This is a genomic window from Paenibacillus sp. TSA_86.1, from assembly GCF_052691815.1.
In genome coordinates this window covers 55,133-80,991 of the sequence record NZ_JBQZGE010000020.1, presented here as the reverse complement: position 1 = coordinate 80,991, position 25,859 = coordinate 55,133, and the positions used below count along the sequence as shown (strand labels likewise).

Sequence of the window (25,859 nt, the reverse complement as noted above, 5' to 3'; positions counted from 1 at the left end):
CCGTGCCTGTCGGTGTTGTCGGCGCGGCATAGGTTGTGCTGGTGGCACCTGTGATTGCAGTGCCGCCGTTCGTGCTGTTCGCTGTATTGCTGTACCACTGGTAGGACAGCACACCGCCGTCACTTACGCTGGCCGCTACGCTCAAGTTCGGGCTGCTGTCGCCTTCGTTAACCATGGCGCCCGTCGGCTGCGTATCAATGCCCGGGGTTGACGCATTGGTCAGTGTGGCTACTGTTGGTGATTGCAAAATCGTTCCGGTTGCCCCAACCACTACATACTTGCTGTTGACGTAGATGGCATCATATAGAGCATTTATGGTGCCCGACGAGTGGGCCGTCCAGCTCGCTCCATCACTGGAGGTCAAGATCGTTCCGCCTAACCCCACCGCCATATACGTGCCGTTGGCGTAGTTTACACCACGAAGTTCATTGGTGGTGCCCGACGTTTGACTCGTCCAGCTCACTCCGTCATTGGAGGTCAAGATCGTTCCACCTTGCCCCACTACCATGTACTTGCTGTTGTCGTAGCTAATACCGTAAAGATTTTTCATGGTGCCTGACGTTTGGTTCGTCCAGCCCACACCGTCACTTGATGTCAGTATCGTTCCATTTACTCCTATCGCCACATACATACTATTGCTGTAAGTAATGTTCCATAGATCATTGGTAATACCCGACGAGCTGCTTGTCCAATTTACTCCGTCACTAGAGATTAATATAGTTCCGCTTGCCCCCAATGCAACATACTTGCCATTTCCGTAGCTGACGCTATAAAGATGGTTCGAAGTGCCCGATGTTTGGCTCGTCCAACTCGTTCCGTCATTAGAGGTCAATATCCTTCCACCATAACCCACCGCCACGTATGTGCCGTTGCCATAGCTGAAGCCATTTAGAGGAAACGGGGTGCCCGACGAGCGGGCCGTCCAGCTGGCTCCGTCACTGGAGGTCAAGATCGTTCCGCCTAACCCCATCGCCATAAACGTGCCGTTTATGTAGCTAATGTCGTAAAGGTGATTCGCGGTAACACTTGACAGGGAGCTCGTCCAGCTGGCTCCGTCACTGGAGGTCACAATCGTTCCGCCATTACCCACCGCCATATACGCCCCGTTTAAGCAGCTGATGCCAACAAGACTATTTGTGGTGCCCGACGTGCGGGTCATCCAGCTCACTCCGTCACTGGAGGTCACGATCGTTCCACCTATCCCAACCGCCACATACGTGCCGTTGCCGTAGATTAAGCCAACAAGATTATTTGTGGTGCCCGATGTGCGGCTTGTCCAGTTCGTTCCGTCGCTGGAAGTCAAGATTTTTCCACTTAACCCCACTACTACGTACGTGTCGTTTGCGTAGCTTACACCGTATAGGCCATTGGTGGTGCCCGACGAGCGGCTCGTCCAACTCACTCCGTCACTGGAGGTTAAGATCGTTCCAACTGCCCCCACCGCCATATACGTGCCATTGAAGTAGTTGACCGCAAAAAGAAATTGCGTGGTGCCTGAGGCCTGGCTCGTCCAGCTCACTCCGTCACCGGAGGTCAAGATTGTTCCATTTGCACCTACCGCCATATACGCGCCGTTGATGTAATTGACTGTACGAAGATCATTCGTGGTGCCTGAATCGTGGATAATCCAGCTCACTCCGTCACTGGAGGTCAATATCCTTCCAGCTTGTCCCACCGCCACATACGTGCCGTTGCTATAAGCAACACCATTTAATTGTATTGAGGTGCCTGCTGTGCGGGGAATCCAGTTCACTCCGTCACTGGAGGTCAACACCGTTCCACTTGCCCCAACCGCTACATACATGCCGTTGCCATAGGTCACACCAATTATATTTTGTCCTATGGATCGGATGTACCAATTATCAAGGGAACTCGTTACAGGTGCTGCATTTGCTACTTGTCCCCAATTGATCGGCATAAATGTGCTAAGCAGCAACAAAAACGACAATTTTAGCCGCATGATTTTAAAAGCGAGTTGTTTCCAATTAGAGAAAATCGTACTGAGTTTTCTTGCTTTTTCTCCTTGATTCGACAATTTACATCTTCCTTCCCCAAGTCTCTATGCTTTAGCTCGCTTGACCATATCACATTATTCTGAACAAATTCTGAGCAGCAAAAAAACAGCTCATCATCAGAAGTGCCGTTGTACAGCTTGGAAAATAAATGAACCGCTGATCTTAACGGAATTGTCCCCCGGTTCATCTTGCAGCAGCTTCGTAAACCGTTCATAAATGATGCATCATATGTATAGAGGCGAGGGGAGTCGCCCCTCTGTCTGAAGATATTGATACATAAGCTTGTAGGGGTGTAGTCACAGTTGTAATGTCACTGGAGTATCAGTATTGAGCCAAAACAGAATTAGACCAGTCAGGTGTGGAATCCACACGATCAAATGACCTTGCATGATCTACGCTACAATTTAAGGTTCGTATGTATAAACAGAAAAACCACCAACCAGAATGCTGGTTGATGGTGTCTTCATTTGAATGGTTTAATTAAATGTTTTAAAGATTCAATCACATCTTACTGTGGATTGGTTGTCCAGATGCCCGCTGCTTTGACGAATACACGATCAGACAGCTTGAGTGTTGCCAGCGCAAGCTCGGCTACATCTTCGGCTTGCATCATGCGCTCTTCGTCTCCGATTTTGAGTCCGGCATTCACAGCCAGTTCGGTATTTACGGTGCTTGGCGTCAGAGCGGTGACGCGAATATTGGATTTTCGTACTTCTTGCATCAGAGATTCTGTCATACCAAGCAATGCAAACTTGGAGGCACAATACGCTGAACCTGTAGCGAATCCACGCTCACCTGCTGTTGAAGCGATATTAATGATGCTGCCGCTGCTTTCCTTGATCATGCTTGGAAGAATGGCGCGAGTTACGTAGTATGTACCCATGACATTCACATGCAAGATGCGTTCCCACTCTTCAGGATCCATCTCCAGCAGTGTGCCAAAACTTCCGATCCCTGCATTGTTAATCAGGATATCGACGGCTCCAAGCTCCATCTCAATGGCTGCTACAGCTGCTTCAGCTTGGGAGCGATCCGAGATGTCTGCTGCTGCGCTAGTTACTTTCACGCCATATTCCTTGCTTAGAGATTCTTGAAGAGCTTGCAGATCGGAAGCCGTGCGGGCGATCAGTCCGAGATGAACGCCTTCTTTGGCGAGGGCTTCAGCGATGGCACGTCCAATACCTTTACCGGCACCTGTGATAATAGCTGTTTTATTTTTAAGTTCCATGGGAATATTCCTCCTCAGCATTTGGGTTAGCACTTGATTATACTATACTTTACCCAACGATCGGAAATATGCTTCATCACCATTTATCGTGCTTGAGTAATTTTAATGCTGCCGGAGGTCGTACGTGCTTTGATCAGTTCCTGGCTAACCCCCGGTGATTCAGGTATATTAACATCGCCGGAAATGGCTTGGGCATCATAGATGCCGTCAAAATCAGGAGCTGTTTGGATGAAGATGTCTCCCGATGTTCCGGAGGCGTTAATGGAAGCTGCATGTGACTGTTCAATATGGATACTGCCCGAAGTGAATTCGGCATCCGCAGCACCATTTAATTTCGTAATCTCGATATCTCCCGATTCAATCTTAGTGTTTACTTTTCCCGCGACCTGTTCTGCAGTAAAGCTTCCTGATGTCTGTTTTACCGTCATATCCCCATTAATCTTCGAAGCTTCAATGTCCCCGGAGGTCAGTGACAACTCAATATGAGGAACTTTGATTTCTTGTAAACGAATGGAGCCCGAGGAGTTTTTCATCTCCAGTGATTGAGCATTTAAGCCGGTCAGATCCCAGTCACTTGAGGAGGATTGCAATGTGACATCATTCAAGTGATATTCTTGTGGTAAAGCCACTGTAATTCTAGAATCTCGATCATCCCACTGGAGGGTGAAAAATTGGAAAGGTTCACGCTGGTTCTGTCCTAACTTGAATGTGCCATTGACGAGCTGTGCTTGTTCGAAACTTTTAATTACCGTGGAATTCCATTTGCCGTCTACTTCGATGTACGCTTGGTGATCCGGGCTGACAACAAATTCGATATCCGCTCCAAAGTTACCATGCATCTGAAGGTTCTGTAGTTCTCCCTGAGTGAAATCCCACCTTTTGGCGTAAGCCTCCCGTTTATCTCCGAACTGAACGCCATAGATCGATGTTCCAAGTAAAGCAATTCCAATACAGACGATAGCTAGTGCAATCCACTTTTTGGTACTCATACGGAAACATCCCCTTTTATCACTCTTGCATTCCAACGGATATATTGAAGTGTGATGTTTTTAAATGCCCTAAAAACAAATTTGGAGGCGATGGCAAATAAAATGCCGATGCCGAACAGACCAATAGCAACAAAAATCTCTGCTTTTTCGAGGTGATTCAGGAACAGATAGTCGACAGCAGCAGCAACAGGAGCCAGAGTCAGTAAGGACATACTTGCTATAGTAAGCCACACAGACCAAAGACTGAGACCGATGGGGATCACAAACATCAGATTAAGGAAGATCAGGCCGGTAGCCACAAAAAAATTCCGAGTTGCACGATTTCTGCTCTCCGGTGGCCGCATCTCTTTGAACGTGGTCGCGTAGAAGGGATCCGTAGCAGACATCTCAGCATTCGTATGAGCATCGTACCGTTCGCCGAGCGCTTCGCGGGCAATTTCTTCTGGGCTACCAAGCTCTTGTGCGATCTCCTCCTCTGATTTGCCTTCACGTAGCCCCATAGTAAAATGCTGATCATAATCTGTGAGCAGTTCGACCCGTTCCATTCGATCCATCGGACGTAAATACATCTCCATGGCCTGCATAAATTGTTGTCTATTCATCTTGGGTTCCTTCCTCTATCAGATTTGCGACATTGCGCACAAAAGTCTGCCATTCCATCGTTAATGCTGTCATATATTCACGGCCTTTATCGGACAGGCGATAATATTTGCGCGGTGGTCCCTCACTGGATTCTTGAAGATAAGTTGTGCAGTACCCTTCGTTCACTAGTCGGCGAAGTAAAGGGTATAGTGCACCTTCAGCTACTTCGATATGTTTGGAGACCGCCTGAGCCAGTTCATAGCCATACCGATCCTGACGATGAATCAAGACCAGGACGCACAGCTCCAGCACTCCTTTTTTGAACTGGATATTCACATTCACACAGGTTCCTCCTCGGTTGTTTCGATGCTTACTAGTATGTATTGTTCAGTAGTGTTGAAACCATCATAGCACTCGGTAGTGTTTAATGCAAGGTAGTGTTTATAAATCACTTCTACATCAGTATACGCACAAAAAGGATCGGTTACTTCCGTCTGGAGACGGATAACCGATCCGGTCTAAGAGATGAGATGTACGGCATGGAGAGCGTACGTTTCATAAGATGGAGTAGAGGGTGTACGTTTACGTCTCAAACTGCTTCCTTGTGTTTCATGTCGTGCAATTGCCCGAAGTTACTGCTGCACATCCAGAATAGGTAAGTCTTCTACAGCAGGGCCTTCGATCACGTGGCCTTCATAATTGAAACGGGAGCCGTGGCACGGGCAATCCCATGAGCGTTCACCATTGTTCCACTCCACCTCACATCCCAGATGGGTGCAGGTTGTATCGACGAGAAACAGTTTGCCGCTGGTGTCCTTATAGGCACCGGCTCTTTTGCCATTATGACGCACGACGGCACCTTCGTCATTGCCGATTTCATTTATATTTTTGTGCACGATACCGACCTTACCGGAGATTAGCTCCTTCGCGACATTGACATTTTCTACGATGAAGTTCTTCATACCCGGATCGGCTTTAAATCTGGCTGGATCAAATACTTCGGCATGAGGGTTGTCTCGCCCGATAATACGATCCGTCAGCAGATGTCCTGCCATCGTGCCCGTGGTCATGCCCCATTTGGCAAAACCTGTAGCGACATAGATCCGTTCATGTCGTCCGGTAATCGGCCCGATGTATGGCACTTTATCTATAGAGATCAGGTCCTGGGCAGACCAGCGAAACGGGATGTTACGAATACCAAACGTTTCGGCTGCATATTGCTCCAGGCGCTCGTAATGACCGAAGGTGCAGATGCCTTGTCCGGTTTTATGATTTTCTCCACCGAATAGAATATGCTCTTTACCATGATGAATGACAGCACGGAGTGAACGGGCCGGATCATCGTCGGAGATGTACATACCGCCTGCATACGGTTTCTCAGGTTCAACCATCACCGCATAGGAGCGCTCAGCATGAAGTCGCGTAAAGTAAAATCCGGGATCGTATACTGGAAAATGGGAAGCGACAACGATATGCTCTGCCGTCACGAATGAACCATTATAGGTTCTTATTTTCAGAGAGGTTTCTTCTTCCACATCGGTTACCGTTGTATGTTCATAGACACGAACCCCGTGTTTGACAGCTGAAGCAAGCAGGTAATGCAGGTAAGCTAACGGATCGAACCGTGCTTGTCCGGGCATACGAACGCCTGCTCTGGCGGGGACAGGGATCGGGAGTGGGTCTGCCCATTCACCAGGGATGTTCAGTTTGCCATAAGCGGTCAACTCGATCTCCAGCTTTTTGATATTGTCCTCGGATTGAATGTAGACATAGGCATCCTCATCGGCCCATTGGCATTCGATCTGCTTTTCCTTAACCAGACCGCGCATCCAACTCGCTGCACTTGCATTGCCCTCATAGTACATCCGCGCCTGCTCATGTCCGAAGTGATGCATGATTTCATCATAGATGACCCCGTGCTGCGCAGATACTTTGGCCGTTGTATGGCCTGTTGTGCCATCCAGTACTTTGCCCGCTTCAAGCAATACAACACGAAGACCAGACTGTGCAAGCAAGTAGGCTGTTGTGATACCTGCAATTCCAGCACCGATAATCGCTACATCAGCAGTGGTATCCTCTGTCAATTTTGGATAGGTTTCGAATGTATTCGCGGCACGCCATAAGGATTCCGGAACGGGCGGCAAGTTTGTCTTCAACTGTTCGTTGTCACTCATTTAACTTCTTCCTCCTAAATCTTGATCACAGCATAATAGGGGATGTTTAGGTGCTTAGATCCCTGTACTTCTAATCAGGATTGCCAGAGTATGCCGGAAAAAAACGAGCAATGATATATTTTACGGAGAGAGGAGTCATATTTTCCTCAGGGATCCCTCTGTTTTTTTGCATCAGAATGTTTTATAGTGAGATTATCGAAATCGTTTTAGGTCTGGTGTTATCTTTGCATGTAAAATATAAAAATTCATATTCATAAAGGGTTTTATTTATCAATTTAGAGGGATGATTCAGCGATTTTTCACTGTTTTTATGAGTTAAAATGTATTCGCTATCATACAGTTTCATATTTTATGGATAGAAGGAGATTTGATATGACAACTCATCAAACGAAATATCCGTTTCAAGATACAACAATGACGCTAAACGATCGGGTGAAGGATCTGGTATCCCGGCTGACGGACGATGAAAAAATTGAATCGATGCTGCAATACCAGCCAGCCGTAGAACGTCTGGGTGTTGCTGCATACAAACATGGAACGGAAGCCGCGCACGGCCTGGCTTGGCTTGGTGAAGCTACCTCATTCCCACAGCCTGTGGGGCTGGCATGTACGTGGGATACAGACCTGATGAAAGAGATCGGCTCCGTTATCGGAGACGAGGCGCGTGTATTTTATAAACGCAATCCTGCCGTCAATGGTCTTACACTCTGGGCACCAACGGTGGATATGGAACGCGACCCTCGCTGGGGACGGAATGAAGAGGCGTATGGAGAGGATCCGGAACTGACGGCAGAACTGACAACGGCATTGGTCAAAGGCATTCAGGGCGACCATCCCAAGTATTACAAGGCTGTAGCGACGCTCAAACATTTCCTCGGCAACAACAACGAAGTGGATCGTGGCAGTGGTTCATCCAGCATTGATCCGCGTAATATGCGCGAGTATTATTTGAAAGCATTCGAGAAGCCGTTCAAGCAAGGTGGAGCACAGTCGATGATGACAGCGTACAACTCCATTAATGGTACTCCGGCTTTGCTGCATCCTTTTGTGAACGAGATTGTTAAAGGTGAATGGGGCATGGATGGTTTTATCGTCAGCGACGCGGGCGACGTGATGGGCATCAAGAACGATCATCAATATTATGATTCGCACACACCAGGTACGGTGGAGTCGGTCAAAGCAGGGATCGACAGCATCACCGATGATGCCGAGCTGTCCAAGCAAGCGCTTCGTGAAGGGCTGGAGCAGGGGCTACTTACCATGGAGGATATCGATAAAGCCTTGTTCAACACGTTCCGTGTGCGGTTCCGTTTGGGTGAATTTGATCCGGAAGAAGGCAATCCGTACGCTGCAATTGGCGAAGAATCCATGATGACGGAGAAGGCAAAAGCGTTGTCTCTCCGGGCGGCAAGAGAGCAAGTGGTATTGCTCAAAAACGATAAGGGCATCCTTCCATTGGACAAAACAAAAGCAGGCAAAGTCGCTGTGATTGGGCAGCTTGGCGGAACGGTCTATCGAGATTGGTATGCGGGCACGATGCCCTACAGCGTAACCCCTCTGGAAGCGATTCGGAGTAAGGTCGGCAGCGATCATGTAACCTTCCAGGACGGTGACAATCGCATCACACTGACATCTGCAGCAAATGGCAAAAAGATGGGTCTGGTCAGAGCAGAAGGCTCACCTGTCATGGCGGTGAAAGCTTCGGAAGAAGCCGAAACGTTCCGGGTGACGGACTGGGGTTTTGGTAGCTACACGTTGCAGGCTGAGAGCAATGGCAAATATTTGACCACAGATGAAGAGTCTGTCACAGCCTCAGCTAATGAGGTATACGGCTGGTTTGTTAAGGAAGTATTTCATTTGCTTCCGCAACCAGATGGCGGTGTAGGATTGACGACATGGAATAATAAAATCGTGACTACATCGAATGATGGGAATGATGCGCTTAAGGTGTCCGAAGAGTTGAAAACCTTCGGTGCAGCCGAGACATTCCGGCAAAATGTCGTCGTTAATGGGATGGATGAAGCCGTTGCTGCTGCCAAAGAAGCAGAGACTGCGATTGTGTTTGTCGGTAACAACCCGCTCGTCAATGGTAAAGAGGAAGTGGATCGTCCAAGCCTGGATCTGGCTGAATCACAGCTTCAGTTGGTGCAGGCTGTATATAATGCTAATCCGAACACGGTGGTGGTCATCGTGGGAAGTTATCCATTTACCTGCAACTGGGTTCAGGAGAATGTTCCGGCGATCCTCTACACGTCACATGCCGGACAGGAACTGGGGAATGCAGTCGCGGACGTATTGTACGGAGACTATGCGCCCGCTGGACGTTTGAACATGACCTGGGTGCAATCGGCCGATCAACTGCCAGACATCCGGGACTATGATATTATTCAGGCAGGCCGCACGTATCAATATTTTGAAGGCAATGTGTTATATCCGTTCGGACACGGTCTGACTTATGCTCCATTTAAATACAGCAATCTAGAGGTTAAGCCGGCGCAGGCAGACCCAGATGAAACCGTTACGATCCATGTAGATGTGACCAATACCGGTTCAATCAGCAGTGACGAAGTGGTGCAGCTGTACGTGCGCGCAGGTAAGTCCAGAGTTAAACGTCCACTCAAAACGCTAAAAGCGTTCCGCCGCATTCATATTGAAGCTGGAGCGACAGCAACGGTACGTTTCGATCTGCCTGTCCAGGAACTGGCCATCTGGGATGTTACCCGTGATCGTTATGTGGTTGAGGATGGCATCTATTCCATTATGGCAGCCAAATCTTCCTCGGATGTGCAGTTAGTCGCGGATCTGAAGGTAGAAGGAGAGTCAGTCCCTGCACGTCATCTGAGTGTGACTACACGTGCCGAGAACTATGATGCATATCTGGGTGTGGAGCTGGATGAGTGCAAGGAGGGCGGGACAGCTGTCCGTGTTATCGGTGAGCTAGGTTGGATTGCCTTTAAGGATGCTGACCTTGGTAAGGAGGCCGCTACGTTTGAAGCTCGCGTGTCTGCAGAACAGCAAGGGAGCGTGCTGGAAGTGAGGTTGGGTACACCGGATGGTGCAATTGCTGGACGTGTCGAATTGGCACAAGGCGGTGCTCAGCAGTGGTCTACAGTACAGGTTGAACTGACAGGCGCATCAGGAGTGCAGGATGTCTACCTGTTGTTATCTGCGGGTGTCCGTGTTCGTCATTTCGAGATTCGTTAACCATAGAAAATGTAAAGATAGAGAGTAGGAATAGAGGAGGTCGCTGATCTTCTTCTGTCCTATTCCCTGTTACACGAGGTCAACCGTTTTTTACAGGTTGGCTTTTTTTCATTTTTACATGATCCCCATTCAAAAATATCAATTACATCACGATATATATTATATAGTCTCATATCATATGCTGAACGCAAAGGTGGTAAAAGGAGTCGATCCCGAGCTCATTCTTGATCAGGACGGATATGTAAGCTAGAAAAGTAAAGGAAAAGGGGAATCTCCAATGTTACGCTACTTCCGCAATCGAAGTTTGGTTTTCACCAGCTCTGTCCTGATTGCCATTATCTTGTTCGTTTTGATCATCATCATGAGTGTTCTAAATTTTAAGCAGAGTCAGCAGGCTTACTACGAAGAAATCAATCAGGTAGGTAAGGCATTATCCAATCAGCTTCAGCTTAACCATACGTGGGTGGAGCAAGCCAATCAGCAGTTACAAGCCTCTGCTCAGCCGTCCTCTTCCGAACTGACGTCGCTGAAAGCACAGCTTGATGCCATGACGGGTGTTGCGTCCGTTGCAAACGCCTATATTTTTCAATCCAATATTGTTGAACGTGAGGGGAAACAGATCTTGACGGGGGTGCAAGTCAATCAGGCACTCTATGATCTAGACATGGTACCTGGCGTCGAATATGAAATTCCAGCAATAATTCAAGATACATATGATCAAGTATTGAAGGAAGGGACTGCCTTTACAGCGTCTTACACCGATAGTGCAGGAACATGGGTGACCTATTTAAGCACGATTAAAGATGATAGTGGTAAGGCGATAGCTATCTTTGGTTTGGATCTGGACGCAGCCAAAGTAAAGCAGGATCAGCTATGGATGTTTTTGTACAGTCTGGGAAGTGGATTAGTGATTGCTATCATCTTGATTCTGGTTCTGATGATTCTGGCAAGGATTGTACTTCGTCCACTACAGAAGCTGGCAGAAGTATCCATGCAGGCGGCTGAAGGTGATCTGACGGTGAGTCTTGATGTACGTAACAACAATGAGATTGGACAAACGGCTACGGCATTCAATCACATGCTTGGAGGTCTGCAACAATTGATCACAGGCATTCAATCGACTTCTGCGAGTGTGACCCGTTCAGCAGCAGACCTCCAGATGAGTGCGGAGCGAACAACCGAAGCTTCACAGGAGATTACCGAGTCGATGTTACAAGTGTCCTCCGGGGCAGACCAGCAACGTCAATCAACCAATGAGTGCCAAGAGTCCATAGGTGAGATGGTCATTGGGATTAAACGAATTGCAGACTCAGCACAGGTCGTTGCTGAACTGGCTTCCGATACGACCGATCTCGCCAGCCGAGGCGAGGCAGATATTACAACCATGGTTGATCAGATGCAGAAGATTGAACATAACATGTCCGGTACCGTTGTGGTTCTTCATGATCTTCAACAACTGAATAGTAGCATCGGGGGAATCATGTCGATGATTCGGGATATCGCGGATCAAACGAATCTGCTTGCGCTTAATGCTTCCATTGAAGCAGCTAGAGCAGGAGAGACGGGACGAGGATTTGCGGTGGTTGCCCAAGAGATTCAGAAGCTCTCCGCGCGCTCCAAAGAGTCTTCCCATCAGATCGATCAGATCCTGCAAGGCATTCTGAATCATACGGAGAAGGCTGTAACGTCCATTGAAGATTCGGTGGATGTAGCCAAAAGAGGTGCAGAAACATCCGAAGTAACAGCCGAAACCTTCCGCCAGATTGTCGAATCTATTCAAAAGGTATCCGGACAAGTTTACGAAGTGTCTGCCGCTTCCGAGCAGATGTCAGCCAGCAGTGATCAGATTGCTGCTTCCCTGGGACAATTGGGTGTGGTGGCTTCGGCTTCATCCGGTAATGCGAACAAGGCCCGTGCATCTTCGGAAGAACAGCTGGCGCTTATGGAAGAAGTATCAAGTCTATCCCATGAGCTGAGAAGTTTGGCTTACGAACTGAATCAGGTCATCCAAAGGTTTCAGGTGTAAAAAAACAAAAACATCGTTACAGTGCATCAATCTGCAATGTAACGATGTTTCCAGATGTCTGTGTTGCACGCACATCAATCAAACGCTGATTCCGGCTTCCGCGGAAGGGCAGAGACACATCGCGTTCAGCTGCAACGTAACGCCCGTCGATAATGACGTCGCATAGCTGTGCAAGCTCTGCTCTCTCCGGGTCGGTGACAAGTTCCTCGTATTCGAATCCGGTATAGGCCCATACCGTCAGATCTGGCCTTGCAGTTCGAAACTGGCGCACCCACCGGGTACAATCTGCTGCTGAGAAAAAGGGATCACCCCCGCATAACGTCACGCCATCCAGCAGTGGATGGTTCGTGACTTCCTGCAGAATCTGCTGCTGCCGCTCTTCTGTAAAGGGTTCACCCGCGCGGAAACTCCACGAATCGGGGCTGAAACAGCCCGGACATGCGTGACGGCATCCGCTGATGAACAGCACGGCACGTAGTCCGGTTCCTTCATTAACCGATTCGGGAATGTAACCAAACAAATTCACCGGTGTTTCACCCGATCCCGTACCTCGGCCTGCTTCGCGGCATTGAAGCGCACCTTGTAATCTCCTGTCAGATAGCCAGTTACGCGGCGAAGGCGCTGGAAGTGCACCTCATTTTCGTGCACCTCGCATTGCGGGCAAATATCACCGATGACTCCCTCATATCCGCACCCAGGACAGCGATCAATCGGATGATTAATCGAGAAGTAACCAATATCTTGTGCCAGTGCATACTGCACGATACGCATAAAGGCGGCTGTATTCGCCCGCACATTGCCATCCAGTTCAACATAAGAGATGGCTCCGGCATTACACAGGGCATGGAATGGAGCCTCCAGTTCGATCTTACGGTAGGCAGGAAGATTATGATAGACCGGAATATGGAATGAATTCGTATAATATTCGCGTTCATTTACACCAGAGATCGGGCCGTAACAGGCTCGGTCTATTTTGGTGAATTTGCCGGACAGGCCTTCTGCAGGTGTCGCAAACAGCGTAACGTTCAGGTTATGTCGCTCGCTCATCTGATCACAGAATGCTCTCATCGTACGGATCACATTCAGTGCCTCGCGATGTACATTCATGTCTTGTCCATGGTGGCGTCCATACATGGCAGTCATACATTCGGCCAGTCCGATGAATCCAAGCGACAACGTGCCATGTTTCAACAGGTCAGCAACCGGCTCCTCCGGTTCCAGCTTCTCTCCGCCTTCCCACACACCCTCACGCATCATGAAGTCCGATGATTTGGCAGGCTGTTTTTTCTGAATGGCATAGCGGTGCAGCAAGCCGTCCATGGCATTGTGCATGATTTTGTCCAGAGCCGCATAAAATCCTTCCCGATCCGCGACAGCGCGATTTGCCTGACAGATGCCGAACCGAATTCCTAATTTGACCAGATTGACCGTATTGAAGGATAAGTTTCCTTTACCGCTCTGCCGATTCCGTCCAAACCGATCTGCAAGGGTACGCGTGCGACAGCCCATGGTAGCAATGATGGTATCCGGGTCTTCCGGCTGATAATAGGGCAGATTAAATGATGCGTCCACATTGACAAAGTTTGGATACATCCGCCGTGAAGAACAGGTTACCGCGAGGCGAAACAAGTCATAGTTCGGATCACCCTGAGCCTGGTTAACCCCTTGCTTACACTGGAAAATATGCTGTGGAAATACAGGGGTTTCCCCGTGTCCAAGACCACGAATCGTTGCTTCCAGCAGGGAGCGGGACACAAGGCGACCCTCAGCTGATGTACACATGCCATAGTTAAGTGATGTAAAAGGAATCTGTCCACCCGCCCGACTGCTCATCGTGTTCAGGTTATGTATAAGGGATTCAGCAGCTTGTCCCGTCTCCAGCTCCGTTTCTTCATAGGCAAAGGCAAATGAACGTGGGCACTGTTGCTTGGCTTCGGTACTGTCCAGATGAAGCTGCTCGTCCGTCAGCAATACCTGTTCGTCAAAGAGGCGTTGCCCTTTGCGGAAATGTTTTACGAATGAACGTCGCACGTAAGGCGCCAGATCCCAGTCTATTTTGTTAGCAGATACACCGCCGTACTGACTGTTCTGCTGGGACTGGAAGATGATCGCGACCAGTGCCATCGCAGACATGATCGTTTGAGGGGTACGAACCGATCCGTTCCCCGTATTAAATCCGGCAGACAGCAGCCGATCAAACGGAATGAAGATACAGTTGGTGGTTCCAAGGGCATACTGATCCAGATCGTGCACATACAGATCGCCGTTCTCAACAGCATCGGCGAGCGCTTCTGGCAACACATGACGCATGGCATGCCACTTGGCTGTCTCCGATCCAAGCCTGCTCATCTTGCCGCTGAACGAATCTCCATTCAGATTCGCATTCTCCCTCAGCGTATCAGCGTCTTCAGCGCCAATAATACGTCTTCCCAGGTCAGATAACAGATCGGTTGCCGGTGGTGCGGCATACTCAAGCATAGTCATGTAACGTGCCTCCTAAATGATTTTTGAATAGATTATATTTTTTTGATTAATATATGAGTTATATACTACATGTAGATTTGTATTATCCATTTATAAACTATATGTGGGTTTTTGGGTGTGATTATGATCACACCTCCAGGGGCGGACAAGCAATTCCCGTGATTTGCCGCGGGTTAAAGGTTCCCAAATTTCAAGCAAAAGCGTATAATTTCTAGTTATCTTGTATGTACAATGATTCTCTTATACTTTTATGGTGTTAAACATATAAATATAGTTGGTGAAATCTTTCGGATTCCTAACAGAGCCCTGTACGTAATTTGACATTCTACGAAGTCGATCGGATATAAGCAGCTAAGACAAGAGGGGTGAATCATGGGGACGGTAGAAGGCATCAACAGAGGTTTCTTTGAAAATATTGAAGAAGCAGCGGCTCATATTGTGGACGTATTAAGTGGCATATTACGAGTGAATACCATCTTCGTAGCCACGAATGACGGAGTGACCAATGTCATTCTGGAAGCCTTCAACCGCAAGGAAGAATTAATTGTCAAAGGTACAGTACTTCCATTCATGGAATCTTACTGCAGCCTTGTCTTGAAGGATAATCACAACGTCGTGACCATTCCGAATACCTGTGAGCATTCCATAACACGATCCATGGATGTGACGATTGGGCTCGGCAATCGATTTTTCGTAGGTGTACCCATTACTCGCAGAACGGGTGAAGCTTACGGTACGATCTGTTTAATGGATGATCCAGATTTTGAGATTAGTGAAACGGATATGAAGACACTCGAGGCTATGGCTGTATTTTTGGGATATGTTGTTGATCTGGAGAGTGCACTTCATGTTCAAGAGCAGAAGCTTAGTGATTCGGAACAACTGCAAGAGAAGCTTCAGGCGGAGAAGGAGCGTGCGGAGTCCGAGGCAACGACCAAAACACAGATGCTCAAACTGATGAGTCATGAGATCCGCAATCCGCTGAACGGCATTTTGGGATTGACGGATCTGATGCGGACGCCCGATATGTCGGAGGAACAAGCCGAGTATGTAAATATGATTGAAACGAGCGGCAATATTTTGCTTTCGCTGCTTAACAACATGATGAACTTTAACATCAACGAGGCGGGAAAAACAGTTATTCATGATGACCCCTTCGATCTGGTCAGCACCATTGAGAACACCGTTTATCTCTATGCCGGTACAGCAGCCAGCAAAGAGATTGAACTTGGACTCAACCTGAATCTGAATGTGTCGCAGGTTTTTATCGGGGATGAGATCAAGCTTGGTCAACTCCTGGGCCATGTCATGCAATATGCAATGGATTCCACCCGGGAAGGTGCTGTGCTGGTGACAGCCGAGATGAAGGAAGAGCCGATGAGCGAGGAAGGTCTTCTCTTGCTCCGGGTTCGATACACGGGGCAGACGTTATCTGATAATCGTTTGCGAACCTCCTCTGCCAAAACGGAAACACTCAGCACCGAGAAGCTGATTGGCAGCAATCTGGGTCTGACCGTGAGCCAGAACCTGGCGATTCTGATGCATGGCCGTATTCAGGTGAATAGCCTTCATGGGAATGAGACGGAGTTTCAGATTTCGCTGCCATTACGCAGATATTGGGATTTGCCACAAATCACCAGTGTGCAGCAACGTCTGAGAGGCAAGAAAGTGTTGCTTGCCAAAGATCCTGATATTTTGCAAGGGGTATCTTCCTTGATGCGTAATTGGGAGATGGATGTGCACATGACTTCTGATTCCTGCACCGCGTATAAATGGATCGAAGACGGCTTTAGACCGGACGTAGCTGTTGTGGACATGGGTTTGCGTGAAGGTGTTACTGTCGATTCCGTCATTGCACTGAAACGGCAGATGGAGGCGCTGCCTGTCATTGTACTCGTTCCATATGGGATGCATATGGACATTCATCAGACGGAGGCCTTTGATGCAGTGCTGACGAAGCCTGTAAGGCAGACCGAGCTTTTAAATGCACTGAGCATTACTTTGCCATAAACTCTGTATAAAATAGGTCTACATTGAAATAGGTGTGCTAAAAACACTAGCTGCCCTATTTAAAGTAGACCTTTTTCCATTGGTTCAGGTTGAGTTACAATAGAAGTTGGAACTTCATCATTTTTACACTCAGAGGAGGACATGCATTCATGGATTATCGCAGGTTGGGTGGAAGCGGACTGAAAGTAAGCGAGATCAGCTTAGGAAGCTGGCTAACGTACGGAGGATATGTAGAACGTGAAAATGCGGTAAAATCGATTGAAACGGCATTCGATGAAGGTATTAACTTTTTTGATACAGCCAACGCCTATGAGCGGGGAGCAGCAGAGGTATTACTAGGGCAAACGTTGAAAGCGTACTCACGGCAATCTTACGTGCTCGCAACCAAGGTGTTTAACAAAATGGGTGAGGGTCCTAACGATCACGGGTTGTCCCGCAAACATATCATGGAGGCGTGCGAGGCCAGCTTGAACCGATTGGGTACGGATTATGTCGATATCTATTATTGTCATCGTTATCATAACGAAACACCGATTGAGGAGACGCTTCGTGCATTGGACGATCTGGTGCGGCATGGCAAAGTGCTGTATGTGGGCGTAAGCCAGTGGACAGCTGCCCAGATGGAAGCTGCGCTTGGGACAGCAGATCGTCTGCTTCTGGATCGCATTGTCGTGAATCAGCCAGTATATAATATGTTCGATCGTTATATTGAAAATGAAATTATTCCTTTAGGTGAGCGTAAAGGCATTGGACAGGTTGTTTATTCTCCGCTTGCTCAAGGTATGCTGACAGGGAAATATACTTCTGCCTCGGAAATTCCGGAGAATAGCCGGGCAGCGAAGCTCGGCTGGGATGAAGGGAAAATCAATGCAGATCGCATTGGCAAGGTGCACCAATTAATTGAAGTTGCTGATAAGCTGAATCTCAAGGTGGGCCAGCTGGCCTTGGCCTGGATTCTTCGGCAAAATAATGTTTCCAGTGCACTGGTCGGCGCGAGCCGTCCGGAGCAGGTCAAAGAAAACGCAAAAGCTTCCGGAGTCAAGCTGGATGCTGCTATTATTGAAGAGATTGAACAAATCCTGACTTCATCATAAGATAAAGACTTCGTACAGGTAATAATCTGCTTCAAACACGAAAGGGATGTCCAGCTGGCCTTGTATTGAGGCACGAGGGACATCCCTTTCATGTATAGATTTCAAAACAGGTCATGATCCACCACCGTGATGTTGCGGGGAGGCAGAGTGCAGACCTTGTTGCGGCCTGTATTTTTCGCTTCATACAGGGCACGGTCAGCCTGATCAAAGAGGTCGTTGTCATCATGGTCATCACAGTGATCTGGGTAAACGGCTACACCAATGGAGATGGTCAGTTTCACGGTCTGCCCGTCAGGCAGTGTGAACAGAAATCGGCCTACCGCTTTGCGTACAGATTCCGCAATGGCCATGGACTGGTGATATCCGCAATCGAGCAGAAGAATCGCAAACTCCTCTCCACCGTTACGGGATACCAGATCGGTTGAACGCGCATGTTCGACGAGTAATTGTCCAAGCTGCTTAAGTACCGCATCCCCGGCAGAGTGGCCGAACGTATCGTTTACTTTTTTGAATCGATCAATATCAATAACCAGCAGGGACAGCTTCTGATGGTACTGCCTTGCATGCTGAAGCTCAGATCGCAGGGTATGTTCGAACTGCCGCCGATTGCTCAGATCGGTTAGATGGTCGGTGGAAGCCCGTCGTTCAAGCAAAAATAACATTTCGTTTGATCTATTAATGAATTCGGCGATGAAATAAATGAAAAGGCCGCCAGCGAAAGCGATGGTCATCTGTATCGGAAAGACTCTCATTAATGAATTCAAGCTGGGCGTGTTCATTAGCAGCGCGATAAAAATCATGCTCATCCCTAGCAGATTCATGGTGATAATCTTGGTTAATCTGGACCATGACGCATAGGCAAAGTATACACCAGCTAGTCCAAGAAGGGTCATGATGAATGCCCCATCAATTGCGGAGGAAGTTATACCAAACATAAGGATGCGAAGCACGGCAATAATAACCCCGGAAATGACCGAAGCCATCCCGCCAAGATATACAGCTGCAGTCACAATGGCTAAGTGCCGCAGATCCACAATTGTAGTGTCATTTACATGGAAAGAATAATTCATAAGCACTGTGCCGTATAAACCGAATAAGAAGCCACCGATGACCTGAACGCGTAGCGAGGGAAATGGCAAGCGAATGCTGTAGAATTTAGTAATAATACCTGACAGGTACAAAAAGGTAATTATCACACAGAGATTGACAAAAAACGTGCTTAACAACCAGCATCCCCCCTTTTACGCACATCTCTCTATTTTATCTGAAAAACAGTGTGGTAGCGAACCATATAATCCCAAATGTTTGAAGGGGATGGTTCTAAATCGCTATAAAATTCCAAAATAGATGATGATTGAGGCTATGTTGACTTCAACATACATTAAGATTTATACTTAATCTAAATCAAAATTATTTTTGTGATCCAAAGAGCTGAAACGAACCAAAGTGTTCGAGACAAATAAATGTTTGAGAAACAAACCATTTAAAAAGGGGACTTGGTTGTGAAAACTTTAAATCTGACGATACAGCGGCAAGCGGTGTATGATGTCGTACGTAAATCAGAAGACCACCCAACGGCTGCCGATGTAATGAATCGGCTTGTGGAGCAAGGGTATAATCTGGCGTATGGCACAGTCTATAATTCTCTTCGATATTTAACGGACAAAGAGCTGATCAGGGAGCTTAAACTTGGTGAAACAGCTAGCCGATATGACGCTCGTATGGATGATCACCAACATATTATGTGTGAAGTATGCGGCAAAGTGGACGAGGTGATGACAGAAGTTCCTCCACAATGGATGAAGCAAGTAGCTGCAGAAACCGGTTATGCGATTGATCATGCACATGTGGTATTTGGAGGTGTCTGCGGGGAATGCATAACCAAACGGGTCAAGTAAAGGTGAAATGGTCGGGACGCCGCCTACCGCTTCGTGTCAAACCTGCTCTGGAAGATTCCGGAAGCACACCTCTTGTGGACAACTGTCCCATTACGAGACGTGTCATTCTGATCAGCCCGATGCCGGGTCAGGTGCATGAACTGGTGAAGGCTTTGACAGATAGTTGTTTTGACGTACTTGTGTTCCATCGCTGGGAACCGGATCTCCATGAACGTCTTGTTTTTGATCTATTGATCTATGATCTTTCGGTTGCCGGAACGATCGATGCATTTACGGGAATCCACAGCCGGTTGAACCGGGAGGCCGAGCATACGACACCTTGTCTCTATCTGGTAGGAGAGAAGATGATTGGCAGTGCAAGCGGACCGATGCTTCAGGAGGAACTGCTGGTATGGCCTGCACGCCCTCAGGAGGCGCTCTACCGGGTGCAGCGTATGATTGGCAGCAGTCCTGTGATGCCAAAGCGTGCTTTTTTGCCTGACGAGGGACAGCGGATCGGGTTCAAAGACTTGACGCTGGATCGCGAACGGATGAGTGTACAACGTGATCATGAGCGAATTCATTTGACCAAGACCGAATATGACCTGCTGCTCAAGTTAATCGATGCCAAAGGTGCAGTCATCTCGCGTGAAGAGATGCTCAGCGACATTTGGGAGACTGATTTTACAGGCGGCAGCAATGTGGTGGACGTTCATATCAAAAGCTTGCGCAAAAAATTGGGTGATAATGCGTCTTCGCCGCAATATATCGTAACGGTAAGAGGTGTAGGCTACCGCTTGGCGGATTAACGTCATGGGAAAGCGGATGTAAAAAAAGAAGATGATGCGCGGATCGTTGAATAAACGGTCTGCGCTTTTTATGTTTCGTTGATATATGAAGCCTGCTTCTCCTTCTTCATGTTTCATTCATTTTTGGCGAAACAACCTCATGGGAAGCTCATGTGAAACTCATGCAGTACATCGATGGGACATGTTAGAATCATTTTAACAGTTAGATCAAGTCTAAATGTATATTTTAGCAAACGACGAATATGATTTGAACTAGTAGATAGATACAGCAGAGATGATACCTATTATAGAGGAGGACGACAGAATGACAGATCGTTTGACAACAAACCAGGGAGCACCGGTAGGGGATAACCAGAATTCACGTACAGCGGGTAGAAGAGGGCCAACGTTGTTAGAGGATTACCATCTGATCGAGAAGATCGCGCACTTCGACCGTGAGCGCATTCCTGAACGGGTTGTACATGCGAGAGGTGCAGGGGCACATGGAGTGTTCAAGCTGGAGCAGAGCATGAAGGCATATACAACAGCTGATTTCCTGCAAGAGCCGGGCACAGAAACAGATGTACTTGTACGATTTTCGACCGTTATACACGGTACGGGATCTCCCGAGACCGCACGCGATCCACGCGGGTTTGCTGTTAAATTTTATACGCGGGAAGGTAACTATGATATTGTCGGCAATCATCTGCCTGTTTTCTTCATTCGTGATGCGATTAAATTTCCGGATATGGTGCACTCTCTCAAACCTGCCCCGGACACCAATATTCAAGATCCGGCACGTTATTGGGATTTCATGACCCTGTCACCAGAGTCGACACATATGATGACCTGGTTGTTCTCTGATCTGGGAACGCCCGCGAGTTACCGCGAGATGGATGGATTCGGGGTACACGCATTTAAATGGATCAATGCCCAGGGCGAAGTTCGCTATGTAAAATACAAATGGGAATCAGTTCAAGGGGTTCGCGCTTTCTCACGTCAGGAAGCTGCTGAAGTTCAGGGGCAGGATTTCAACCATGCAACACGTGATTTGCATGAACATATCAAGAATGGTGATTTTCCGCAGTGGAAGTTGCAAGTACAGTTGCTGAAGCCGGAACATATGGATGATTTCTCCTTCGATCCGCTAGACCCGACCAAAACATGGCCCGAGGATGTGCTTCCGTTCCAGACGGTGGGAACCATGACATTGAATCGTAATCCGCAAAATTTCTTCGCTGAAGTGGAACAGGCAGCATTCTCACCAAGTGCAGTTGTACCAGGCATTGAGCCGTCTGAAGATAAATTGTTGCAAGGGCGTCTGTTCTCCTACCCGGATACACAGCGTCACCGTCTGGGCCCTAACTATCTGCAGATCCCAGTGAACTGCCCGTATGCACCTGTGCGTAATCATCAGCGTGATGGACTCATGAACGTGAATCAAGATCCGTCTCCTGTAAACTATGAACCTAACAGTTCGAGCAACAGCCCGCAGGAGGACCCGGCTTACCGTGAAACTCAGGTTCCGTTGCAAGGGCATGTCACAAGAGAGAAAATTGAGAAAACAGATGATTACACACAAGCCGGGGAACTGTTCCGTTCGTTCACACCTGCGGAGCAGCACCATCTGCTGGATAATCTGACGAATGATCTCAAAGCCGTACCGGCAGATATTCAGATGCGAGCATTATGCCACTTCTTCCGGGCTGACGGACAGCTGGGAGGACGATTGGCTCAAGGCTTAGGCGTAGATATCTCTGCGCATATGCCAAAATAAAGCGCAAAAGCACGCATAGAGGCAGAAGTTCGCATACCTAAATCTTAGGGCAAGCTTCAGTTCTAATGCCGATGTGCAAAGCGAGGATACGAACCGGGCAGGACTGCAACCTTGCAGAATAGCCCGGTTTTCTTATGTTATTTTATACGCAAATAAAAAACAAATTTACAAATCATTTACATAAAATACCTGACATAGAGGTTGACTTCTCATTTATGGGCACTACAATGGGTAGTGTGAGGGGTGTCAGAAAATGAGAATACTCAATTTTAAAGTGGGTGAGCGTGGGCTTAACCGTTTTTTTGGTCCGCTGGAGGCCAAGATTATGGACATTCTGTGGGCCCGTCCCGGCAGCAGCATCCGTGAAGTGCAGACTGCACTGGAGCAAGACAAAGACGTCAATTTCAATACGGTTATGACTGTGATGAATCGGTTGGTGGATAAGGGATTGCTCGGTAAAACACAGAAGGGCCGCACATCGTTGTATCAGCCGGTACAGAGCAGGGAGGAATTTATGAACGATCAATCCAAGGAATTGTCCCAGGAGCTGGTGGACGAGTTCGGGACGCTAGCATTGAATCACATGCTGGACGCGTTGGACAAAGCCGACGAAGGCTTGATTGAACGACTCGAGATGAAGATCAAGCAATGGAAAAAGGATAACGATTAATATGTGGAAGACCCGTTCCAAGATTTTGTTCACCGTCGGGTTTGGTATTCCGGTACTCGTACTCATGCAGATGTTCATGTATGCGATGTACAAAATATTTGGATGGGACATCCGGTTAAATCTGTTATGGCTCTGTAATCACTGGATGAGCCGCATGGGGTGGATGTCTGTAGGTCATTTCCTCTTGCTGCTGGTTTTACTGACTTTTGTGGGCACCAGCTGGATGCTGGCTGTAAGAATCATTCAGACACGGGCTGCTGTAACGAAGCTCCGCTCGATGGAAATTCGCGTTTGGTCGGCAGAATTGAATACAAGATATCACCATCTGAAGAAACCCCGGTTTCTTGTTGTGGACAAATCTTCTCCCGTTGCGTTTACCATCGGGTTGTGGCGGCCTTGCATTGTGCTTTCCACGGGACTGCTGAGTATGCTGGATCACGATGAAGAGAAGGCTGTCGTATATCATGAGGTTCACCATCTGTGGCATCGTGATCCGCTGAAAACGACGTTGCTTTCGGTGTTCGCTGCCATGATGCCGTATATTCCTGTATTGAAACATACGTCGCAACAATATCGTATCGTGAGAGAGATTTTAGCGGATAATGAAGCGATTGAACGTACGGGTAACGCAGCAGGCATTGGCAGTGCGCTCTTGAAACTTCTCCGGGCATGTTCACCATCTGGAGAGGGAAGAACAATGACAATTCAGTCCTCATTTGCGGATACGTCGGTGAATGTGCGGATTTCCCGCCTTCTGGATCCAGAACGGGATGTTACGCTGCGTTTACCGCGTTATGCGATCCTGATCTCGACGATGGTGTTTCTACTGCTGTCCATTCTGTTTGTCTGGTCGATAGGATAGAGGGCAACCATGAACTCAAACTCAAATTCGGATTCAAATTCATAAGAAAAAAATATGAACGAAATGGGGAGATAAATGATGAATAACAAAACCATTGAAATTGGAATTTTTTTCTCAAGGATTATGATTGGTCTCATTTTTTTATTGCATGGCTGGAGTAAATTTGAGGGTGGAATCAGCGGTACAGTTGGTTTCTTCGAGAGCATCGGGATTCCCGGTTTTATGGCATCGGTTGTTGCTGTCATTGAACTGGCAGGTGGGGCAGCCATGATCTTGGGTCTGGGTACACGTGTGTTTGCCTTGTTGTTCGTCGCCGTTATGGTGGGTGCACTTTTCACAGCGAAGGCGGGTCAGCCGTTTTTGATGGGAACAGAGTTCGACTACATGTTGATGGCAGGATCATTGACTCTCCTCCTGACAGGCAGCCGCTTTCTGGCGCTGGATTATCTGTTTAACCGGCAAGGAGCTACACGTCAGAACAGCCAGAATGCGAGTGCTTGATCTGCATCACAGGATAATACGGTATACTCGGAAGATAAATTAAAAGCGTACTATAAACGAATCACAGGAAAGTGTAACAGAGAAGCGCTAGAGCGAAGGCATATGCCTGCGTCCAAGCTCTTTACTTGCCAGTCCGACGAGGTAATGATGGTTGCCGGATCGGACGGACGAGTAAGGAGCTTTTTGTTTTGGAGAAAGGATCTCACTTTTTTGGTTTGGACGTAACACCTTTACATTTGATATAATGAGAATAAGTATGCTACTAAGAAAAAATAAGAAGTGTTCATCACGTACAATAATAGATTTGAGGAGGTTGCGCGATATGATTAAAGTCATTCCATCCGAAGCGCGTTCCAGCTTTGACCGGGGCTGGCTACGCGGGAGTCACAGCTTTTCCTTTGGAGAATATCAGGATCCGGACAACACGGCTTTCGGGCCGATGAGGGTAGCTAATGATGATGTCATCGCACCAGGTCGCGGTTTTGGTGCACATCCACACAGTGATATGGAGATTGTATCCATTGTCTTGAATGGCAAACTGAGACATGAAGACAGTCTGGGCAATGTTGCCGTAACAGGTCTCGGCAGCATTCAACGTATGTCGGCAGGAAGCGGCGTTATTCATACAGAACATAATGCCTCAGATACCGAGGAGGTAAGACTTCTCCAGCTGTGGTTTATGCCACATACGAAAGGGCTGCAACCATCCTACGAAACCACTTCGTATGATACAGCTGCCTTGGAAGGCGCTCTTGTACCTGTAGCGTCATCCGAGGGTGGACCGCGGATAGCCACGGTTCATCAGGATATGACGATTTATCTTGGACGGTTGTCCAAGGGTAAAACGCTTGAGTTTGAACAGGGCGAAGGTCGCCGGATGTACCTTTTTTCTATTGAGGGCAAGCTTGGCCTGCAAAACGAACACATACTCCAGACAGGAGATACCGCACGTGTGGAGCAGACATCTTCCATGAAGCTGGAAGGACATGAAGATACCTTTTATATGTTGATTGATTTGCCTTAATCAAGATGGACTCAACTTCCACTCCAAGATCAAAGGAGGAACGATACGTATGGCGCAACAGGAATGGTTTATGGTAAAACACGGGGTGACCGGGCGTGGGCTGGCGAACAGCAAGACGGATGCTGAGTTGTCCTATCGCTTTCAGCAGGAAGGAACGGGATACCTGTTCACCGTAACGGGGCTCGATGAGCAGACTGCCTTGAAGATTATCGAATTGAGACAGGAATTAAATGTATTTCGATTCGTACAGCGTAAAGATCGGCCTCTGACGAAGAACTGGTATTATGTTGACGGGGACCGCGTTAAATATGACAATGAACGGCACACACTCACCATCTATGCCAAGTCGGAAATTCAATATATACCGGATGATTATTTTGCTGACTGAATAACAGGGGATAACCGCATGATCTGTGCGCACGTCCCATCATTGTGTAAGTTTCTTTTCCCAATTCCAATGGTTAAGTCTTCCTTCGCGGAAGGCTTATTTTTTTGTGAAAAAACCACATAATTCCCTCTCTTCTGGCACAAGCTACCTTGTATAAAAACAAGAA

General features: G+C 47.9%; 20 protein-coding genes and 1 pseudogene. 12 read left to right on the top strand and 9 right to left on the bottom strand.

The genetic code is table 11. The features are described 5' to 3' along the window. From ACUTVW_RS24860 to ACUTVW_RS24835, 6 genes and pseudogenes are all read right to left on the bottom strand, one after another. A pseudogene (locus ACUTVW_RS24860) lies at positions 1 to 2,035 on the bottom strand (hypothetical protein); the annotation flags it as partial. A gap of 488 nt (positions 2,036 to 2,523) precedes the next feature. After that, positions 2,524 to 3,243 (bottom strand): 3-ketoacyl-ACP reductase, encoded by a 720-nt coding sequence (locus ACUTVW_RS24855; protein ID WP_445648242.1) that lies wholly within the window; start codon positions 3,241 to 3,243, stop codon positions 2,524 to 2,526. Between the two features lie 83 nt (positions 3,244 to 3,326). Beyond that, entirely contained in the window at positions 3,327 to 4,232 is a 906-nt protein-coding gene (locus ACUTVW_RS24850) for a DUF4097 family beta strand repeat-containing protein (protein ID WP_445648241.1), read from the bottom strand. Then, complete coding sequence (locus ACUTVW_RS24845) at positions 4,229 to 4,834, bottom strand: HAAS signaling domain-containing protein (protein WP_445648240.1); 606 nt, start codon at positions 4,832 to 4,834, stop codon at positions 4,229 to 4,231. Before ACUTVW_RS24845 ends, ACUTVW_RS24850 begins: the two co-directional genes overlap by 4 nt. Beyond that, positions 4,827 to 5,156: a PadR family transcriptional regulator gene (locus tag ACUTVW_RS24840; RefSeq protein WP_434749042.1), complete on the bottom strand. Its 330-nt coding sequence runs from the start codon at positions 5,154 to 5,156 to the stop codon at positions 4,827 to 4,829. The genes ACUTVW_RS24845 and ACUTVW_RS24840 overlap by 8 nt, the downstream gene beginning before the upstream one ends. A gap of 290 nt (positions 5,157 to 5,446) precedes the next feature. Then, complete coding sequence (locus ACUTVW_RS24835) at positions 5,447 to 6,988, bottom strand: FAD-dependent oxidoreductase (RefSeq protein WP_445648239.1); 1,542 nt, start codon at positions 6,986 to 6,988, stop codon at positions 5,447 to 5,449. A gap of 372 nt (positions 6,989 to 7,360) precedes the next feature. Here ACUTVW_RS24835 and ACUTVW_RS24830 point away from each other — a divergent pair, with 372 nt between their 5' ends. Both ACUTVW_RS24830 and ACUTVW_RS24825 read left to right on the top strand, forming a co-directional pair. After that, complete coding sequence (locus ACUTVW_RS24830) at positions 7,361 to 10,192, top strand: glycoside hydrolase family 3 C-terminal domain-containing protein (RefSeq protein WP_445648238.1); 2,832 nt, start codon at positions 7,361 to 7,363, stop codon at positions 10,190 to 10,192. Between the two features lie 277 nt (positions 10,193 to 10,469). Then, on the top strand, positions 10,470 to 12,218 hold the full coding sequence (locus ACUTVW_RS24825; protein ID WP_445648237.1) for a methyl-accepting chemotaxis protein: 1,749 nt from the start codon (positions 10,470 to 10,472) through the stop codon (positions 12,216 to 12,218). Positions 12,219 to 12,234: 16 nt separating this feature from the next. Here ACUTVW_RS24825 and nrdG read toward each other — a convergent pair whose 3' ends face one another. Further along, positions 12,235 to 12,744: an anaerobic ribonucleoside-triphosphate reductase activating protein gene (nrdG, locus tag ACUTVW_RS24820; protein WP_445648236.1), complete on the bottom strand. Its 510-nt coding sequence runs from the start codon at positions 12,742 to 12,744 to the stop codon at positions 12,235 to 12,237. Next, the gene (locus ACUTVW_RS24815) at positions 12,741 to 14,702 is read right to left on the bottom strand and encodes an anaerobic ribonucleoside triphosphate reductase (protein ID WP_445648235.1); all 1,962 of its coding nucleotides are present in this window, start codon (positions 14,700 to 14,702) and stop codon (positions 12,741 to 12,743) included. Before ACUTVW_RS24815 ends, nrdG begins: the two co-directional genes overlap by 4 nt. Positions 14,703 to 15,074: 372 nt before the next feature. Between ACUTVW_RS24815 and ACUTVW_RS24810 the strand changes: the two genes are divergently transcribed. After that, entirely contained in the window at positions 15,075 to 16,712 is a 1,638-nt protein-coding gene (locus ACUTVW_RS24810) for an ATP-binding response regulator (RefSeq protein ID WP_445648234.1), read from the top strand. A gap of 149 nt (positions 16,713 to 16,861) precedes the next feature. Beyond that, on the top strand, positions 16,862 to 17,806 hold the full coding sequence (locus ACUTVW_RS24805) for an aldo/keto reductase family protein (protein ID WP_445648233.1): 945 nt from the start codon (positions 16,862 to 16,864) through the stop codon (positions 17,804 to 17,806). Positions 17,807 to 17,907: 101 nt separating this feature from the next. Here ACUTVW_RS24805 and ACUTVW_RS24800 read toward each other — a convergent pair whose 3' ends face one another. Beyond that, the gene (locus tag ACUTVW_RS24800; protein WP_445648232.1) at positions 17,908 to 19,032 is read right to left on the bottom strand and encodes a GGDEF domain-containing protein; all 1,125 of its coding nucleotides are present in this window, start codon (positions 19,030 to 19,032) and stop codon (positions 17,908 to 17,910) included. Positions 19,033 to 19,308: 276 nt separating this feature from the next. Here ACUTVW_RS24800 and ACUTVW_RS24795 point away from each other — a divergent pair, with 276 nt between their 5' ends. The 8 genes from ACUTVW_RS24795 (at position 19,309) to ACUTVW_RS24760 (ending at position 25,693) form a co-directional block, all read left to right on the top strand. Continuing rightward, on the top strand, positions 19,309 to 19,704 hold the full coding sequence (locus tag ACUTVW_RS24795; protein WP_445648231.1) for a Fur family transcriptional regulator: 396 nt from the start codon (positions 19,309 to 19,311) through the stop codon (positions 19,702 to 19,704). Further along, positions 19,680 to 20,492, top strand: coding sequence for a winged helix-turn-helix domain-containing protein (locus ACUTVW_RS24790; RefSeq protein ID WP_445648230.1), 813 nt, complete (start codon positions 19,680 to 19,682; stop codon positions 20,490 to 20,492). Before ACUTVW_RS24795 ends, ACUTVW_RS24790 begins: the two co-directional genes overlap by 25 nt. Positions 20,493 to 20,796: 304 nt before the next feature. Then, on the top strand, positions 20,797 to 22,248 hold the full coding sequence (locus tag ACUTVW_RS24785) for a catalase (RefSeq protein WP_445648229.1): 1,452 nt from the start codon (positions 20,797 to 20,799) through the stop codon (positions 22,246 to 22,248). Between the two features lie 253 nt (positions 22,249 to 22,501). Then, a complete protein-coding gene (locus tag ACUTVW_RS24780) occupies positions 22,502 to 22,918 on the top strand; it encodes a BlaI/MecI/CopY family transcriptional regulator (RefSeq protein WP_445648228.1) in 417 nt (138 codons plus the stop codon). 1 nt (position 22,919) lies between these two features. After that, positions 22,920 to 23,780, top strand: coding sequence for a M56 family metallopeptidase (locus ACUTVW_RS24775; RefSeq protein ID WP_445648227.1), 861 nt, complete (start codon positions 22,920 to 22,922; stop codon positions 23,778 to 23,780). Positions 23,781 to 23,858: 78 nt separating this feature from the next. Further along, positions 23,859 to 24,281 carry a DoxX family protein gene (locus ACUTVW_RS24770; RefSeq protein ID WP_445648243.1) on the top strand — a complete coding sequence of 141 codons (423 nt, stop codon included), beginning with the start codon at positions 23,859 to 23,861 and terminating at the stop codon, positions 24,279 to 24,281. 322 nt (positions 24,282 to 24,603) lie between these two features. Beyond that, complete coding sequence (locus ACUTVW_RS24765; RefSeq protein ID WP_445648226.1) at positions 24,604 to 25,305, top strand: pirin family protein; 702 nt, start codon at positions 24,604 to 24,606, stop codon at positions 25,303 to 25,305. A 49-nt stretch (positions 25,306 to 25,354) separates the two neighbouring features. Next, on the top strand, positions 25,355 to 25,693 hold the full coding sequence (locus tag ACUTVW_RS24760; RefSeq protein WP_445648225.1) for a hypothetical protein: 339 nt from the start codon (positions 25,355 to 25,357) through the stop codon (positions 25,691 to 25,693). Positions 25,694 to 25,859: the final 166 nt, after the last annotated feature.